This window comes from Microbacterium sp. 2RAF4 (assembly GCF_052115285.1).
In the GTDB taxonomy this organism is placed as follows: Bacteria; Actinomycetota; Actinomycetes; order Actinomycetales; family Microbacteriaceae; genus Microbacterium; species Microbacterium oxydans.
The window spans coordinates 121374-136676 of the sequence record NZ_JBFRGI010000002.1 but is presented as its reverse complement, the minus strand read 5'-3'; the positions used below and the strand labels follow the sequence as shown (position 1 = coordinate 136676).

At 67.4% G+C, this 15303-nt stretch carries 12 protein-coding genes; 9 read left to right on the top strand and 3 right to left on the bottom strand.

Annotated elements, in window-relative coordinates:
• Positions 1-2: 2 nt before the first annotated feature.
• The 8 genes from AB4070_RS04875 (at position 3) to AB4070_RS04840 (ending at position 10833) form a co-directional block, all read left to right on the top strand.
• Positions 3-1418, top strand: coding sequence for a sugar nucleotide-binding protein (locus AB4070_RS04875; RefSeq protein WP_441979139.1), 1416 nt, complete (start codon positions 3-5; stop codon positions 1416-1418).
• Positions 1415-3562, top strand: coding sequence for an acyltransferase family protein (locus AB4070_RS04870; RefSeq protein WP_441979138.1), 2148 nt, complete (start codon positions 1415-1417; stop codon positions 3560-3562). Before AB4070_RS04875 ends, AB4070_RS04870 begins: the two co-directional genes overlap by 4 nt.
• A gap of 132 nt (positions 3563-3694) precedes the next feature.
• Entirely contained in the window at positions 3695-4588 is an 894-nt protein-coding gene (locus AB4070_RS04865; RefSeq protein ID WP_441979137.1) for a glycosyltransferase, read from the top strand.
• The gene (locus AB4070_RS04860) at positions 4585-5850 is read left to right on the top strand and encodes a lipopolysaccharide biosynthesis protein (protein ID WP_441979136.1); all 1266 of its coding nucleotides are present in this window, start codon (positions 4585-4587) and stop codon (positions 5848-5850) included. Before AB4070_RS04865 ends, AB4070_RS04860 begins: the two co-directional genes overlap by 4 nt.
• Before the next feature lie 102 nt (positions 5851-5952).
• Positions 5953-8037, top strand: a complete 2085-nt coding sequence (locus AB4070_RS04855) for an acyltransferase family protein (RefSeq protein WP_441979135.1) — start codon at positions 5953-5955, stop codon at positions 8035-8037.
• Between the two features lie 93 nt (positions 8038-8130).
• Positions 8131-9267, top strand: coding sequence for a UDP-galactopyranose mutase (gene glf / locus AB4070_RS04850; protein WP_441979134.1), 1137 nt, complete (start codon positions 8131-8133; stop codon positions 9265-9267).
• Positions 9268-9277: 10 nt separating this feature from the next.
• Positions 9278-10096, top strand: coding sequence for an ABC transporter permease (locus AB4070_RS04845; RefSeq protein ID WP_441979133.1), 819 nt, complete (start codon positions 9278-9280; stop codon positions 10094-10096).
• On the top strand, positions 10096-10833 hold the full coding sequence (locus AB4070_RS04840) for an ABC transporter ATP-binding protein (protein ID WP_441979132.1): 738 nt from the start codon (positions 10096-10098) through the stop codon (positions 10831-10833). Before AB4070_RS04845 ends, AB4070_RS04840 begins: the two co-directional genes overlap by 1 nt.
• A gap of 19 nt (positions 10834-10852) precedes the next feature.
• Here AB4070_RS04840 and AB4070_RS04835 read toward each other — a convergent pair whose 3' ends face one another.
• The 3 genes from AB4070_RS04835 to pseB are packed head-to-tail and all read right to left on the bottom strand — an operon-like array spanning position 10853 to position 13697.
• Positions 10853-11584, bottom strand: a complete 732-nt coding sequence (locus AB4070_RS04835; protein ID WP_441979131.1) for a cytidylyltransferase domain-containing protein — start codon at positions 11582-11584, stop codon at positions 10853-10855.
• Positions 11581-12705 (bottom strand): UDP-4-amino-4,6-dideoxy-N-acetyl-beta-L-altrosamine transaminase, encoded by a 1125-nt coding sequence (pseC, locus tag AB4070_RS04830; protein ID WP_441979130.1) that lies wholly within the window; start codon positions 12703-12705, stop codon positions 11581-11583. Before pseC ends, AB4070_RS04835 begins: the two co-directional genes overlap by 4 nt.
• Positions 12706-12707: 2 nt before the next feature.
• Positions 12708-13697 carry a UDP-N-acetylglucosamine 4,6-dehydratase (inverting) gene (pseB, locus tag AB4070_RS04825; RefSeq protein ID WP_441979129.1) on the bottom strand — a complete coding sequence of 330 codons (990 nt, stop codon included), beginning with the start codon at positions 13695-13697 and terminating at the stop codon, positions 12708-12710.
• A 111-nt stretch (positions 13698-13808) separates the two neighbouring features.
• Between pseB and AB4070_RS04820 the strand changes: the two genes are divergently transcribed.
• Complete coding sequence (locus AB4070_RS04820; protein WP_441979128.1) at positions 13809-15302, top strand: GNAT family N-acetyltransferase; 1494 nt, start codon at positions 13809-13811, stop codon at positions 15300-15302.
• Position 15303: the final 1 nt, after the last annotated feature.

Sequence of the window (15303 nt, the reverse complement as noted above, 5' to 3'; positions counted from 1 at the left end):
TCGTGAGCGACATCGAGTTCGGCAAGAAGCTCGGTCGAGCGGAGACCGGGATCCCCGGGCTGGTGATCTTCGACCTGCCAGTGCACGGTGATTCGCGCGGGTGGTTCAAGGAGAACTGGCAGCGCGAGAAGATGACAGCCCTCGGCCTGCCCGATTTCGGGCCGGTGCAGAACAACGTGTCCTTCAACGACGCCGTCGGCACCACGCGGGGCATCCACGCGGAGCCGTGGGACAAGTGGGTCTCGGTCGCGACGGGGCGGATCTTCGGCGCGTGGGTCGACCTGCGCGAGGGACCCACTTTCGGTGCGGTCTTCACCGCCGAGCTCGACCCGTCCAGGGCGATCTTCGTTCCGCGCGGCGTCGGGAACTCGTACCAGACGCTCGAGCCCGACACGGCGTACACCTACCTGGTGAACGATCACTGGTCGCCCGACGCGTCATACTCCTTCCTCAACCTCGCCGACGAGACCGCCGCGATCGCGTGGCCGATCCCGCTCTCAGAGGCCGAGGTCTCGGAGAAAGACCTCGCACACCCCCGCCTCGCGGACGTGTCGCCCATCTCTCCGCGTCGCACGCTCGTGATCGGCGCATCCGGTCAGCTCGGCTCGGCGCTGCGCGAGGAGTTCGACGGTTCGGAGAACATCGAGTGGACGACGCGCGCTGAGATGGACCTCGGCGCGGCCGACCTGGGATCCGCGCGCCGGTGGCGCGACTACGACACCATCATCAATGCCGCCGCGTACACCGCGGTCGACCGTGCCGAGACCATGGAAGGACGGCGGGACGCGTGGGCGGTCAACGCCGCAGGGCCCGCGGCGTTGGCTCGCATCGCCGCCGAATACGGCATCACGCTCGTGCATGTCTCGAGCGACTACGTCTTCGACGGGTCGGGGGAGCGCCCGTACCGTGAAGACGATGCCGTCTGCCCGCTCGGCGTCTACGGACAGTCGAAGGCGGCGGGTGACATCGCCGTGGCCACCGCTCCGCTGCACTACATCATCCGGACATCCTGGGTTATCGGTGCAGGCAACAACTTCGTGAGGACGATGGCCTCGCTCGCCGAGAAGGGCGTCGAGCCGACCGTCGTCGACGATCAGCACGGTCGGCTGACCTTCGCCTCGCAGATCGCCGAGCTGGTCCGCCACCTGCTCGCCGTGCGCCCGGCGCCCGGCGTGTACAACCTGACGTCGGCAGGCGACGCGGTGACCTGGGCGGACATCGCGCGGCGCGTGTACGAGCTGACGGGCCACGACCCGTCCCGCGTCACGGGGGTCTCCACGGAGCAGTACTTCGCTTCGGCATCCGGTCCGATCGCTCCTCGGCCGCGCAACAGCGAACTCGATCTGACGCGTGTGCGTGCGACCGGCTTCGACCCTCGCACGGGCGACGATCTGCTGCGGGAGTACCTCGGTTCGTGAGCGCTCCGCTGCCTACGGCGGCACCGCCATCGGCCGTCCCTCGTGAGCGTGTGTTCCGCACCGACATCCAGGCTCTGCGTGCGGTCGCCATCGGGCTCGTCGTCCTGAACCACCTCTGGCCGACGCGCATCACCGGCGGCTATGTCGGCGTCGATGTCTTCTTCGTGATCTCGGGGTTCCTCATCACCGGGCACCTCGTGGGGGAGATGACACGGACCGGCGGGGTGCGTCTCGGAGCCTTCTACGCCCGCCGGATCCGCCGCCTGCTCCCGGCGGCGTTCGTCGTGCTCGCCGTCTCCCTCGTTCTGCTGATCGCGTTCCTCCCCTATCCGCGGTGGGCCCGCAACGCCTGGGAGATCGCCGCGAGCGCCGGCTACGTCGAGAACTGGTATCTCGCGGCGATGTCGGTGAACTACTCGGCACTCAACGACGCGGCGAGCATGGTGCAGCATTACTGGTCGCTCTCGGTCGAAGAGCAGTTCTACATCGTGTGGCCCCTGCTGCTGCTCGCGGCCCTGGCCGCCTCAACGCGCCTCGGCCGCAGTTCTTCTTCTCGGCCAGGGGGTGGCGATCGGAGCGCTTCGAGAGCGCTGCTCCTCGTCGTCGCGACGGTCGGCGTGCTGTCGCTGGGGGCGAGCGTCGTGTACACGATCCTCGCCCCGCCCCAGGCATACTTCGCGACCTTCACCCGGGGCTGGGAGTTCGCGGTAGGCGGCGCCGTCGCGCTGCTCGGTGCGCGATTGCGGCTTCCGCGTATCGTCGCCCAGATCGTGAGCATCCTCGGCTTCGTGCTGATCGCTTTCTCGGCGTTCGCGTATGACCACACGACGTCCTTCCCCGGGTACGCGGCCCTGGTCCCCGTATTGGGCACCGCTGCCGTCATCGTCGCGGGCACGTCGTACGCGCGGCTCTGGCACGCGAGAGTGACGGCGTTGGCACCCGTCCAGTGGGTGGGAGGGATCTCGTACTCGCTCTACCTCTGGCACTGGCCGCTGATCGTCGCTGCTCCGTTCGTGATCGGCGCGGAAGCCAGCACGCTCTCCAAGCTGGGCGTCCTCGCGATCTCGATCGTCCTCGCGGCCCTCACCAAGACCTTCGTCGAGGACAGGGGGCAGAAGTGGCGCTACTGGCGCACGTCGACCCGCAGAGCACTCGGTCTCATGCTCGTCGGCATGGTCGTGATCGGCGGCCTCGTCGCCGGCGTGCTCGCCTGGTACCAGACACGCGTGGATGCCGACCGACCTCCGGCAGAGGTCGTCGCATCGTCGTGCGAGGGTCCGCTGGCGATGGCCCCTGGGGCGGATTGCGCCGACGCGTTCGGGCCGGCGGAGTACTCGGTGATGACTTCGAAGAACGAGTACTTCTTCACGCCGCCGGAATGCGGGACCTTCCTGCCGATCCTCACATACGGCGAGAAGCAGACGACGTTGGAGTGCGATTTCTCGGGAGGCGCTTCGGACCCGAAGCAGGTCTGGCTGGTCGGCGACTCGCACGCACAGCAGTGGCAGGGAGCCATCTTCGATATCGCCAGGGAGAACAACTGGATCGTCACGACGAGCTATCTCGGCGGGTGTCCGGTGGCCGATGTCGACTTCCTCGGGTTCCGCGGTGCGTGGGGGCAGGCGGAGGCAGATCGATGCAACACCTGGTCGGACGACCTCGCCGCGACGATCCGCACGGCGAAGCCCGATCTGGTGATCACCGCGATGGCGGCACGACAGGATCTGGTGGACGACGGCAGCGGAACGCCCGCGTTCGACCAGATGAGTGCAGGCCTGATCGACTATTGGACGGCGTGGGCCGACGAGGGGATCGACGTCCTGGCGATCGCGGATCCGCCGTACAACGGGGAGGTGCGCGGCGCGGACTGCGTGCTGCTGAACTCCACCGACCCCGAGGCCTGCGCGCGTCCCCGGGCGGAGGCGCAGCCGGCAGACCCCGTTCTGATGGCCGGCGCCGCCGAGCGCTCGGACTCGATCACGGTGCTGGATCTGACGGATCGCTTCTGCGATGCGGAGCGATGCTATGCCGTGATCGGCGGTGTCCCCGTCTACTACGACGCCGATCACCTGAACTTGGAATACGTGCGGATGCTCGCTCCCGAGATCTCGGCGACGATCGGGAAGATCCTGTCCGATGAGTGAGGACCCGGACTCGAGGGAATGATCCGGCCCCCGCTGAGCGAGCCGTCCAGCCGACCTCGGTAGGATCGTCTGGCCCGTTGCCGGCGGATGTCCGCTGCTCCGGTTCACCCGCCACCCTTACAGGAGCACTTGATGCCGCATCGCATAGTCGCCGTGATCCCGGTGTTCCGTGCACCCGAGAGTCTGCCGAGCACGATCGAGTCGATCCTGCGGCAGGTCGATTCCGTCGTGGTCGTCGACGACGGCTCCCGATCCGTTGACACCATCACGTTCCCGGAGCGGACCGAGGTCATCTCCGCCGAGGAGAACCGCGGTATCGCGACCGCTTTGAACACGGCGATCAGCCGGGCGCGCGAGCTCGGGGCGACGCACATCCTCACGCTCGATCAGGACTCTGCTCTGGCCGACGGGCATGTGGAGCGTCTGTTGAGCCGCATCGACGCAGCAGAGGCGCAGGGCGTGAACGTCGCGGCCGCCGTGCCTGGCGTCGTCGGAGGAGCACCGGTGCTGAACGACCCGACCGGTGGTCCGTTCGATCCGATCCAGTCCGGGCAACTGCTCCCGGTCGGTGCGTTCGAGGCGATCGGCGACTTCCGTACGGACCTGTTCATCGACGCGGTCGACTCCGAGTTCACCGTGCGCGCACGCGAGGCCGGTTACCAGTTCCTCGTCGATGAGGGACTCGCGATGGAGCACGCTCTGGGGGAGGCTGTCCCGCTCTCGGTGTTCGGACGGCCGCTTGTCATCCTCGGAAAGCAGCGGCACGTGCTGTACCACGCTCCGTGGCGCACCTATTACATGGTCCGCAACAGCGTGTGGCTGTCGCGGCAGTACGGCGCGGACCACCGGGGGTGGATGAGGCGTCGCAATCGCAAGATGGCGGAGATGGTGCTGTGGGGGAGCGTCCTCGCCCCCGACCGGGTCGCGCAGCTGCGCGCCGTCCGTGCCGGCTGGCGTGATGGCAGGCGCGGCACGCTCGGTCGCATCCGGCCCGACGTGCTCGGTAGGCTCGGTCGGCGAGCGTGAGCCGGCTGGGAGCGCTGCTTCGACACGACCTGCTGCGCCGGAGCGCGCTGTTCTCGGTCTCGATCGTCGCGTCCACGGTGGTGGGCATCGTCTCGATCCCTCTGCTGATCAGCACGATCGGCACCGACGAGTGGGCGCGTCTGTTCGTGCTCCAGATCATCGGCCAGTTCGCATCGATCTTCGTCGCGTTCGGGTGGGGTGCGACGGGCCCCAGCACCGTTTCCGCGCTCCCCGCGAGCAGCCGACGGCAGTTCCTCGCCGATTCGGTCGTCGCCCGAGCGCTCCTTTTCCTCATCGTCGGGCCGCTCGCCGTGATCCTCGGTATCGTGCTCGGCGCGGATCCGCTCGCGGCTGTGCTCGCCACGATCGCCTATGCCATCCCCGGAATCGGGGCCGCGTGGTACTTCATCGGGACCAACAGACCCGTGGCCATGCTCGTGTTCGACGCGCTGCCTGCCGTCCTGGGGCAGGTCGCCGCGCTGGTCGCCGTGGTGATCGCGCCGACGTTGACCTCCTACCTCTACTGCGTCGCGTTCGCGACCGTCGCGGGCGTCGTCGGCGGTCTTCTCTTCGCACTGCGCAAGCGCGACGGAGTACGCCTCCATCGCACGAGGGTGAAGGAGCTCGGATCGACGATGCGCGCACAGATCCCCGGACTCGCCACGGTGCTCTTCGGCAACCTCTCTACCATGCTCCCGGTGCTCCTCGTCGACGTGTACATGAAACCCGTCCTGCCGATCTTCGCCGCCGTCGACAAGCTGTACCGGTACGGCGTGCTCGTGCTCGCCCCCATCCTTCAGGCCGTGCAGGGGTGGGTGCCGGAAGCAGGACCGGAGCAGACCCGTCTGCGCGCACGGGGCTCGCTGTGGGTGGGCCTGGCGGTGGGTCTGTTCGGCGGCGCCTGCTTCGCGTTCCTGGCAACCCCGATCTCCATCCCCTTGACGGTGGGGAAGGCCGTCATCCCGTTCGAGATCGCGCTCATCGCGGGGATCGGCTTCGCGGGGGAGTGCGTCGCGCAGATCGTGGGTCTCGCCGGGCTCGTCGCTCTCCACAAGGAGAGAGAGCTCGCGAAGTCATCGGTCGTCGCCGCCGTCATCAGCCTCCCGCTCATGATTCCTGCCGTGCTGATGTGGGGTCTCGTCGGGATCGTCGGTGTGATCGCGGCATCCGCCGTGCTCGTCGCGACCTATCGCACGACCGTGCTGCTGCGAGCGAGCAGCGCCCGTCTCCTCGCCTCGGAGACACCGCTGACCGATCATTGAGGACGGGGCGACCACTTTCCGTCGTCGCGACGTTAGGCTGGGTGCGGCTACGGTCTCCCCGAACAGACCGCGGTGCCCGTTCGCCGGCATGCCTGCTCCGCTATGAAACAGACGTTCCTCGCGCCGTCCCCGGGCGCTCCTCACGCCTCGGGGGGAGTGTCCTCGCGCCGCGCCGACATCGACGGCCTCCGCGCTCTGGCGATCCTGCTCGTCGTCGTCTATCACGTGTGGCTCGGACGGGTCTCCGGCGGCGTCGACGTCTTCCTCATGGTCTCCGCGTTCTTCCTCACCGGGTCGTTCGCCCGGAGGATGCAGGAGGGGAGACCGTTGCAGCTCGGGTCGTTCTGGATCCGACGGTTCCTGAGGCTGGTCCCCGCCGCCGCTGTCACGATCGTGGGAGTGCTCGCCGTGGCCTTCCTCGCGTTCCCGCGGACCGAGTGGCCACGGGTGTGGAGCGAGGCATGGTCGAGCCTGTTCTACGTCGAGAACTGGACCCTTGCCTTCTCCGAGGTGGACTACTACGCGCGTGCGTCGCAGACTCCGAGCGTGTTCCAGCACTTCTGGTCGCTGTCGGTGCAGGGGCAGGTCTTCCTTCTGTGGCCGTTGCTCCTCGCCGGGGTATGGCTGACGCTCAGAACGCGTCGCCATCTGATCCTTCCCGCGCTGTTCGCCGTGTTCGGCGCCATCTTCGTCGTGTCCCTGGTGTTCTCCATCATGGAGACGAACAGTGCGCAGGACTTCGCCTACTTCGACACCCGCACCCGGCTGTGGGAGTTCGCCGCGGGTTCTCTGGTCGCGTTGGCGCTGCCAGCTCTGCGCGGTCCGATCCGCGGCGCAGGAACGCTCGGCTGGATCGGTGTGCTCGGGATCGCCGTCTGCGGCATCGTCATCGACGTGCAGGGAGGGTTCCCCGGCTATCTCGCGCTGTGGCCGATCCTGTGCGCAGCGCTCGTGATCATCGCCGGTCGGGACGGGGCTCGCGGCGGACCGACGGCGTTCCTCGCATCACGTCCTCTCCGGTACGTGTCGCGCGACGCCTACGCGCTCTACCTGGTCCACTGGCCCGTTCTGGTCATCTGGATGGTCTTCTCCGGTCGATCCGAACCGGGGATGCTGGCGGGCCTCGGCATCATCGGGCTCTCCTTCGTCCTCGCGAGGCTGCTCTCCCGTTTCGTCGAGCAGCCTGTCCGGGAGGCAAAGGCTCTCCAAGGGTCGAAGAAGCTCGGGATCGGCGTGCTCGTCGCGGCCGTGCTGGTCGTCGCGATACCGCTCGGCGCGTGGCAGGGCACCATCGTGCAGCGCACCGACGCGATCCAGGCGAGTGCCTCCCAGGGGTACCCGGGCGCGGCCCAGATCGATTCTCCCATCGACCTCGCGGGCATCGACCTGCCGTTGATCCCCGGCCCCACGGCCCTCGATGCGGAGTGGGTCTATCTCGGACAGGAGTGCACCGGCGACCTCGTCGCCCTCGAACCGGCCCTGGAAGACTCGTGCACGCAGACTGTGCGAGCCGCCGAACCAGGGACTCGGCGGGTCCTCGTGATGGGAGACTCGCACGCCCAACAGCTGATGTCGCCGCTCCGGGTCTCCGCGGAGGGTCAGGACTGGGAGCTGATCGCTCTGCTCAGGGGCGGATGCTCTATCGCGATCGGCGCACCCTCCACCTCCACCGACACGACTCCTTCTTCGGAGACCGCCTCCGATGTCGCCTCCTGCGAGGAATGGAGGTCAGCGGCGATCGACTACGCCCTTCGCGTGCAGCCCGAGGCGGTCTACCTCGTCGTCACACGTGCCAGCGCGGCATCACCGGAGGTCTTGGTGGACGGGATCGAGGACATCGTGTCGCTGTTGCTCGACCGCGGTATCCAGGTGATCGCCGTACGTGACAATCCGCGGTTCGACTTCGACATGTACGGCTGCGTCTACGCGGCCGAGGAGATGTGCGGTGTGCCGGAGATCGGGTTCGACGAGGGGGTCTCCCTGGATGCGCTCGCTGAGCGCGAGGGGATCACCGCCGTCGACTTCCGACCGTGGATGTGCCCGGACTCCATATGCCTCGGCGTGATCGGTAACGTCGCCGTGTACATCGACGACAACCACGTCTCCGACACCTACGGGCGCACACTCGCCCCGATGCTGCAGGCGATGCTGGATGAGGGCGAGGTGCTTCCGCCGACGGGTGGCTGACAGGGTTCCCGTGGTGAGCCCCGGTAGAGTGGAAAACCTGTGTGGCGCGCGTTCTCGTGCGCATCGGAGCCTCATCGGGCAGAAAGCAGCAACATGGATCTCCTCGTCGTCGGATCGGGCTTCTTCGGCCTCACCATCGCAGAGCGCGCCGCGAACGCCGGCCGCAAGGTCACGGTCATCGACCGTCGCCACCACATCGGCGGCAACGCCTACAGCGAGGCCGAGCCGCAGACCGGTATCGAGGTGCACCGCTACGGCGCCCACCTCTTCCACACGTCGAACGCCACGGTGTGGGAGTACGTCAACCGGTTCACGAGCTTCACCAACTACGTCCACCGGGTCTACACCACGCACAAGGGCGTTGTCTTCCCGATGCCGGTGAACCTGGGCACGATCAACCAGTTCTTCCAGGCGGCGTACACGCCGGACCAGGCTCGGGCTCTCGTCAGGGAGCAGGCGGGGGAGTTCGACGTGAAGTCGGCGACGAACTTCGAGGAAAAGGGCATCGCTCTCGTCGGGCGTCCGCTGTTCGAGGCGTTCTTCCGTGACTACACCGCCAAGCAGTGGCAGACCGATCCGCACAAGCTCTCCGGCGACATCATCAGCCGTCTGCCCGTGCGCTACACCTACGACAACCGCTACTTCAACGACACCTGGGAAGGTCTGCCCACCGACGGCTACACCGCCTGGATCGAGCGGATGGCCGATCACCCGAACATCGAGGTCAAGCTGGGCGTCGACTACTTCGACGACTCGCAGCCGCTGAACAAGAAGTCCACGGTCGGTCAGCTGCCGGTCGTGTACACCGGGCCGGTCGACCGCTACTTCGACTACGCGGAGGGTGCGCTCAGCTGGCGCACGCTCGACTTCGAGCAGGAAGTGCTCAGCGTCGGCGACTTCCAGGGCACCAGCGTCATGAACTACCCGGACATGGACGTGCCCTACACGCGCATCCACGAGTTCAAGCACTTCCACCCCGAGCGCAAGGACGTCTACGCGCAGGACAAGACGGTCATCATGCGGGAGTTCTCGCGATTCGCCGAGCGCGACGACGAGCCGTACTACCCGGTGAACACCCCGACCGACCGTGACGGCCTGCTGGCCTACCGCGAGTTGACCAAGGGGGAGACCGACGTGCATTTCGGCGGCCGTCTCGGCACGTACCAGTACCTCGACATGCACATGGCCATCGGCTCTGCGCTGTCGATGTGGAACAACGAGCTCGCCTAGACTCGGCACTGTGAGTCACGCTGCTGTCGGGGCGCCGGGGACGCCGCGGCGATACCTTCACTCGCTGTGGCTGCTCTCGGCACGGGACCTGAAGGTCCGCTATTCCACGAGCATCCTCGGCTACCTCTGGTCCGTGCTCGATCCGCTCGTCATGAGCGTGATCTACTGGTTCGTCTTCACGCAGGTGTTCAAGCGGGACGTCGGGGAAGAGCCGTACATCATCTTCCTCATCAGTGCGCTGCTGCCCTGGGTGTGGTTCAACAGCTCGGTCTCGGACTTCACGAAGGCATTCAAGAAGGACTCGCGGTTGGTGCGCTCGACGGCCATCCCCCGATCGATCTGGGTGAACCGGATCGTGCTGAGCAAGGGCATCGAGTTCCTGTTCTCGCTGCCGGTCCTCGTGCTGTTCATCGTCGTGAACCTTCTCGTCGAGGCTGATCCGAACCGGACGGTGCAGATCGGCTGGGGCGTCCTCTGGCTTCCCCTGGCTGTCGTGCTGCAGACCATCCTCCTCATCGGGCTGGGGCTGTTGGTGGCCCCCCTGTGCGTGCTCTTCGTCGACCTGGAGCGCACGACGGCGCTGATCCTGCGGGCGATGTTCTACGCCACGCCGATCATCTACAACGTGACCGATCTGCCGGGGATGTTCCAGACCCTCGGAGCCTTCAACCCGCTGGCGGGCATCTTCATGCTCTATCGGATGCCGTTCTTCCCGGACCAGTGGAACACGTTCACGCTGACGATCAGCATCGCGATGAGCCTGCTGATCCTCGCACTGGGGATCTGGGCCTTCCGCAAGCTGGAGCGACCCGTGCTGAAGGAGCTGTGATGGCGACCGCGATCGAAGTCAGCGGCCTCGGAGTGCGTTTCCGTCGCAACCGACGCGGGTCCCGCAGCTTCAAGGATCTGTTCGGCGGCGCCTCCCGCCGCTCACGACCCGGAGAGTTCTGGGCGCTTCGGGACGTCTCCTTCTCGGTCCGATCCGGAGAATCGATCGGCGTGGTGGGCCGGAACGGTCAGGGGAAATCGACACTCCTCCGGCTCGTGGCGAAGGTGCTCCTTCCCGATGAGGGGACGGTGACCGTCAACGGCGGAGTCGCACCGCTCATCGAGATCACCGGCGGATTCGTCGGCGATCTCACGGTGCGGGAGAACGTCCGACTCACCGCAGGTCTGCACGGGATGTCGCGCGAGGAGGTGTCGCGGCGCTACGACGGCATCATCGAGTTCGCCGAGCTCGCCGGCTTCGAGGACACTCCGTACAAGCACCTGTCGAACGGCATGAAGGTGCGGCTGGCCTTCGCGGTCGTGTCGCAGCTCGACGAGCCGATCCTCCTCGTCGACGAGGTGCTCGCGGTGGGGGACAAGGCGTTCCGCGAGAAGTGCTATCGACGGATCGACGAGCTGCTCGCGGATGGGCGCACGCTCTTCTTCGTCAGCCACAACGAACGCGACCTGCGCCGTTTCTGCACGCGCGGTCTCTACCTCGACAAGGGCGCTCTCGTCCTCGACGCGCCGATCGCCGAGGTGCTCGACCGCTACAACGACGACTACAACTCGCGCTGAACCCCGCGAGCCCGGAAGATCACTCTCCGAGCTTCTTCTGCTCCACGTCCGCGTTCATGGCCACCAGCTCGGGCCGGGCTTCGAGGACCTCGATGATCTCGCCGGCGCTGAGGTCGGCCGCGCCGTAGGTCTCGACGAGGGCGCGGATGACCGCGAGGTCTTCCGGGGTGTCGACGGTGACGCGGAAGCGCGACGCATCGCGCGTGCCGGTGATGGCGTGCAGGCTCGTGTCGGCTCCGCGGCCGCTGTACAGGTAGGGGGTGACGTGCTCGCGATCGACCGGAAGGGAAGCCCGTGCGTCCGCTTCGAGAAGCGCAGCGGCGGAGAACACCTCGAAGTCGAAGCCACGAGGATAGGTCCGCTCGAGCACATTGGACACGTGTGCGGTGGGGTCGTCGAGTTCGGCGAACCGCTGGATACCCTGCCCGATGAGCGCGGGGTCGATGAGGGGGCAGTCCGACGTGACGCGCACGACCACGTCGAGCCCGGCATCGCGCGCGGCACCCGCGAATCGCCCCAGCACGTCGGTCTCGCTGCCGCGGAAGACGCGCACTCCGCGGGACAGGGCGAGTGCCGCGATCGGATCGTCGCTCGCATTCGTCGTCGTTGCGACGATCAGCGGCACATCGAGCATCTGCAACCTGTCGATGTGATGGTCGAGCAGGGTGCGTCCTCCTGCGGTGAGCAGGACCTTGCCGGGGAGCCGGGTGCTGGTCATCCGCGCCTGCGTGATGATCCCGACTCGTGTCACCGCAGCGCTTCCGCGAGGGCGTCGACGACCTGGTCGACCTGCGAGTCGGTGAGCTCGGGATGGATCGGCAGCGACAGCTCCTCGCGGTAGAAGGCCTCCGCGTTGGGGCACATCCCTCGCCGGTAGCCTGCGTCGGCGTACACCGGATGCCAGTAGACGGGCATGTAGTTGACCTGGACGCCGACGCCGAGCTCTCGCATGCGATCGAAGACCTCACGACGTCGCCCGTCGAGGATGCGCACGGGGTAGAGGTGACGCATCGCATCGACGTTGTCACGCTGGATCGGGCGACGCACGCCGTCGAGATCGGCCAGTGCGTCGTCGTAGCGCCGCGTGATCTCCGCACGCCGACGTTTGAACGCGTCGAGTCTGGAGAGCTGGGACAAGCCGAGCGCGCAGGCGATGTCGGTGAGTCGGTAGTTCACGCCGAACTCGTGCACCTCCTGATGCCAAGCCCCTTCATCGTGCACCTGGAAACGTGCGGCGTCCCGCACGAGACCGATGTTGTGGAACTCGTGCGCACGCTGTGCCAGCTCGGGGTCCTTGGCGACGAGCGCTCCGCCCTCGCCGGTGGTGAGGTTCTTCGTCGGGAAGAACGACAGCGTCGTGATGTCGGCGAGGTCGCCGACCGGCCGACCGTTGTAGGTGCTGCCGATGGAGTGCGCGGCATCGTCGAGGACGAGGGCTCCATGACGCGAAGCCGTCGCGGTGAGCCGGTCGTAGTCGGCGGGGTGACCGGCGTAGTCGACGGCGGCGATGACGCGGGTGCGTTCGTCGATCAGGGCGTCCACCGCGGCCGGATCGATGAGGGCGGTGTCCTCTTCCACATCGGCGAAGACGATCCGCGCACCGCGCATGGATGCGGTCGACGTCGTCGCGATGAAGGTCATGGGCGTGGAGATCACGACGTCGCCCTCGGAGATCCCTGCTGCCGCATAGGCCATGTGGAGCGCCGCCGTGCCCGAGGTGGCCGTCACCGCGCGATGTCCGCCGGTGAGCTCGCTGATCTTCGACTCGAAGGCGGAGACGAGGGGCCCGGTGGTGAGCCAATCACCCCGGAGGACGTCGACGACAGCCTGGATGTCATCTTCGGAGATGGACTGTCTCCCGTACGGCAGCATCCTCAGATACCCGCTTCGATGATCGCCGCGATCTCGGCCTGCGAGTACCACCGGTCGTTGCTGTCGGATCGGTAGGCGAAGCCTTCGGGCACCGGAACGGCATCCTTCGGAACGCGATAACCCCACGACGCGAGGTCGGGCTGGATGATGAAGTACCTGCCGTCGGCGACCACCACGGCACGACGCCCTTCCTCGGGGCTGATCATCTCCTCGTGCAGCTTCTCGCCGGGGCGCAGGCCCACGTCGACGAGGTCTGCGCCTGGCACGACGGCGTGGGCGAGGTCGGTCACCTTCATCGACGGAATGCGGGGGACCAGCAGCTCACCGCCCTGCATGAGCTCGAAGGTGTCGACGACCATCTCGACGGCTTGCGGCAGCGTGATGAAGAAGCGCGTGCAGCGCAGATCGGTGATCGGCAGCGGCTTGCCCTCGGCTCCGAGCCTCTCGAAGAACGGGATGACCGAGCCGCGCGAGCCCATGACGTTCCCGTACCGCACCACGGCGAAGCGCGTGTCGTAGGCGGCCGCGTAGTGGTTCCCGGTGATGAAGAGCTTGTCGGCTGTGAGCTTGGTGGCGCCGTACAGGTTGATGGGGCTGGAGGCCTTGTCTGTCGACAGGGCGACGACCCGCTTCACGCCCGCATCGATCGACGCCTCGATCACGTTCTGGCTGCCGAGCACGTTGGTCTTGACGAACTCGAACGGGTTGTACTCCGCGGTGTCCACCTGCTTGAGCGCGGCTGCATGCACCACGTAGTCGACTCCGTGCAGAGCGCGAGCGAGGCGCCGCTCGTCGCGGATGTCGCCGATGAACCAGCGCAGCCGGGGGTCGTCGCCGAACTGCTGCCGCACCTCGTACTGCTTCAGCTCGTCGCGGGAGAACACCACGAGGCGCCGTGGATCGAGGTGCGTCAGCGCGTGGCGGATGAACGCCTTGCCGAACGATCCTGTGCCGCCTGTGATGAGGATGCTCGAGCCCTCGAGAACCGACACTCTGTCTCCCTCAGCGTCGTGGAATGGTGCGGATTCCCGGGTTGAATCACGCCCGGCCTATCCTATCGGGTGGGTACGGGCGTGCCCGCGGACGGTGATGAAGGGCGAACGATGAGTCGACGACGAGCCCTCCTCCATTGCAATGCCGGGGTCGAGTACGGCATGGGGCACCTCATGCGCACGCTCGCGATCGCCGCCCTCGCCAGGGAACGCGGATGGTCGGTGTCGCTCATCGGCGACATCGACGAGGCCGGGTCTGCCGCCGCGCACCGCATCGAGCCCGATCTCGCCATCCGGTCCGTCCGCCCGGCAGAGCTTCCCGAAGCGATGATCGCAGCGGCACGAGAGGTGGACGTCCTGCACCTCGACGCATACACGGACGTGCCCGACGTCCGCGGCTCCGGGACTCTGGTGAGCAACATGCAGGACGGCCCCTACGGCGTCAGGTCGGCCGATCTGTCGATCGACGCGAACCTCGGAGGGGAGGAGACGTTCGCGCGGCCCGACCTCACCCGCCACCCTCTGGCCGGTCTCGATGTCGCAGTGGTGCGCGAGCAGGTGCTCCGCCAGCGCGCCGCAGCGCACCGGCCAGGCGCAGTGCCCCGTGTGCTCGTCGTCATGGGCGGCTCCGACCCCCGGGGGCTCACGGCTCATGTCGTGCAAGCGCTCGACGGTGTGCCCGCGCCGCTTCGTGTCACGGTGATCGATCCGCGCGGCCGGGAGGAGGTGCGGGAGGCCGCCGCCGCATCCGCCCATGACGTGCAGGTGCGCGGGTTCGTCGACGATCTGCCTGCCCTGGCGCGTGAGCACGACTTCGCGGTGACGGCGGCCGGGACATCCGTGTGGGACTTCGCGTGCATGGGCGTTCCGATGGCCGTCCTGTGCGCGGTCGACAATCAGCGTCCGGGCTACACGAACGTCGTGAGGCGGGAGCTCGCGGTGGGACTCGGTGTTCCGCCCCACGCCGATCTGGAGGCACGGGTCGCCGCGCTGGGCGCTCTTCTGCGTGACGGCGACGCGCTGGCGGCGCAGTCAGCCGCGCTTCGGGACACGGTCGACGGGCTCGGGACGTGGCGGATCGTCGCATCCTGGGAGCAACTCGTCGATGCAGGGCCCGACGAGCCCCGTCCCTCGCCTCCGATCAGCGTGCGCCCGGCGACGCGGGACGACGCCAGGGTGCTCTACGACTGGCGCAACGACGAAGCCGCTCGAGCTCACTCCCGGTCGAGCGAACCTCTCGAATGGGGTTCGCACGTCTCGTGGCTCGACCGCACCCTCTCCGATCCGGACCGCCGGCTCCTGGTCATCGAGTCGGAAGGACGACCGGTGGCCTCGACGCGGTGGGACCGGCGTTCCCCGACGGACTGGGAGGCGTCGATCACGATGGCCCCGGAACAGCGCGGACGTGGCCTCGCCGGCGCCGTGCTCGCCGCCTCGGAGCAGGCGCTGATCGTGGATGCGCCGAGTCGCCTCCTCGCGACCGTCCACACCACGAACACGGCCTCTTCGAAGCTGTTCCAGCGGGCAGGATACCTGCCGCACCTTCCCGCCGACGCCGGCGGCTTCGCCACGTTCGCGAAGTGGCGTCTCTCGCCGAATCGCTGAC

Bases quoted from the DNA above. Each gene is read 5' to 3' on its own strand.
- AB4070_RS04840 (WP_441979132.1), top strand. From the start codon at position 10,096: ATGGCGACCGCGATCGAAGTCAGCGGCCTCGGAGTGCGTTTCCGTCGC.
- AB4070_RS04855 (WP_441979135.1), top strand. From the start codon at position 5,953: ATGAAACAGACGTTCCTCGCGCCGTCCCCGGGCGCTCCTCACGCCTCG.
- AB4070_RS04820 (WP_441979128.1), top strand. From the start codon at position 13,809: ATGAGTCGACGACGAGCCCTCCTCCATTGCAATGCCGGGGTCGAGTAC.
- glf (WP_441979134.1), top strand. From the start codon at position 8,131: ATGGATCTCCTCGTCGTCGGATCGGGCTTCTTCGGCCTCACCATCGCA.
- pseC (WP_441979130.1), bottom strand. From the start codon at position 12,705: ATGCTGCCGTACGGGAGACAGTCCATCTCCGAAGATGACATCCAGGCT.
- AB4070_RS04865 (WP_441979137.1), top strand. From the start codon at position 3,695: ATGCCGCATCGCATAGTCGCCGTGATCCCGGTGTTCCGTGCACCCGAG.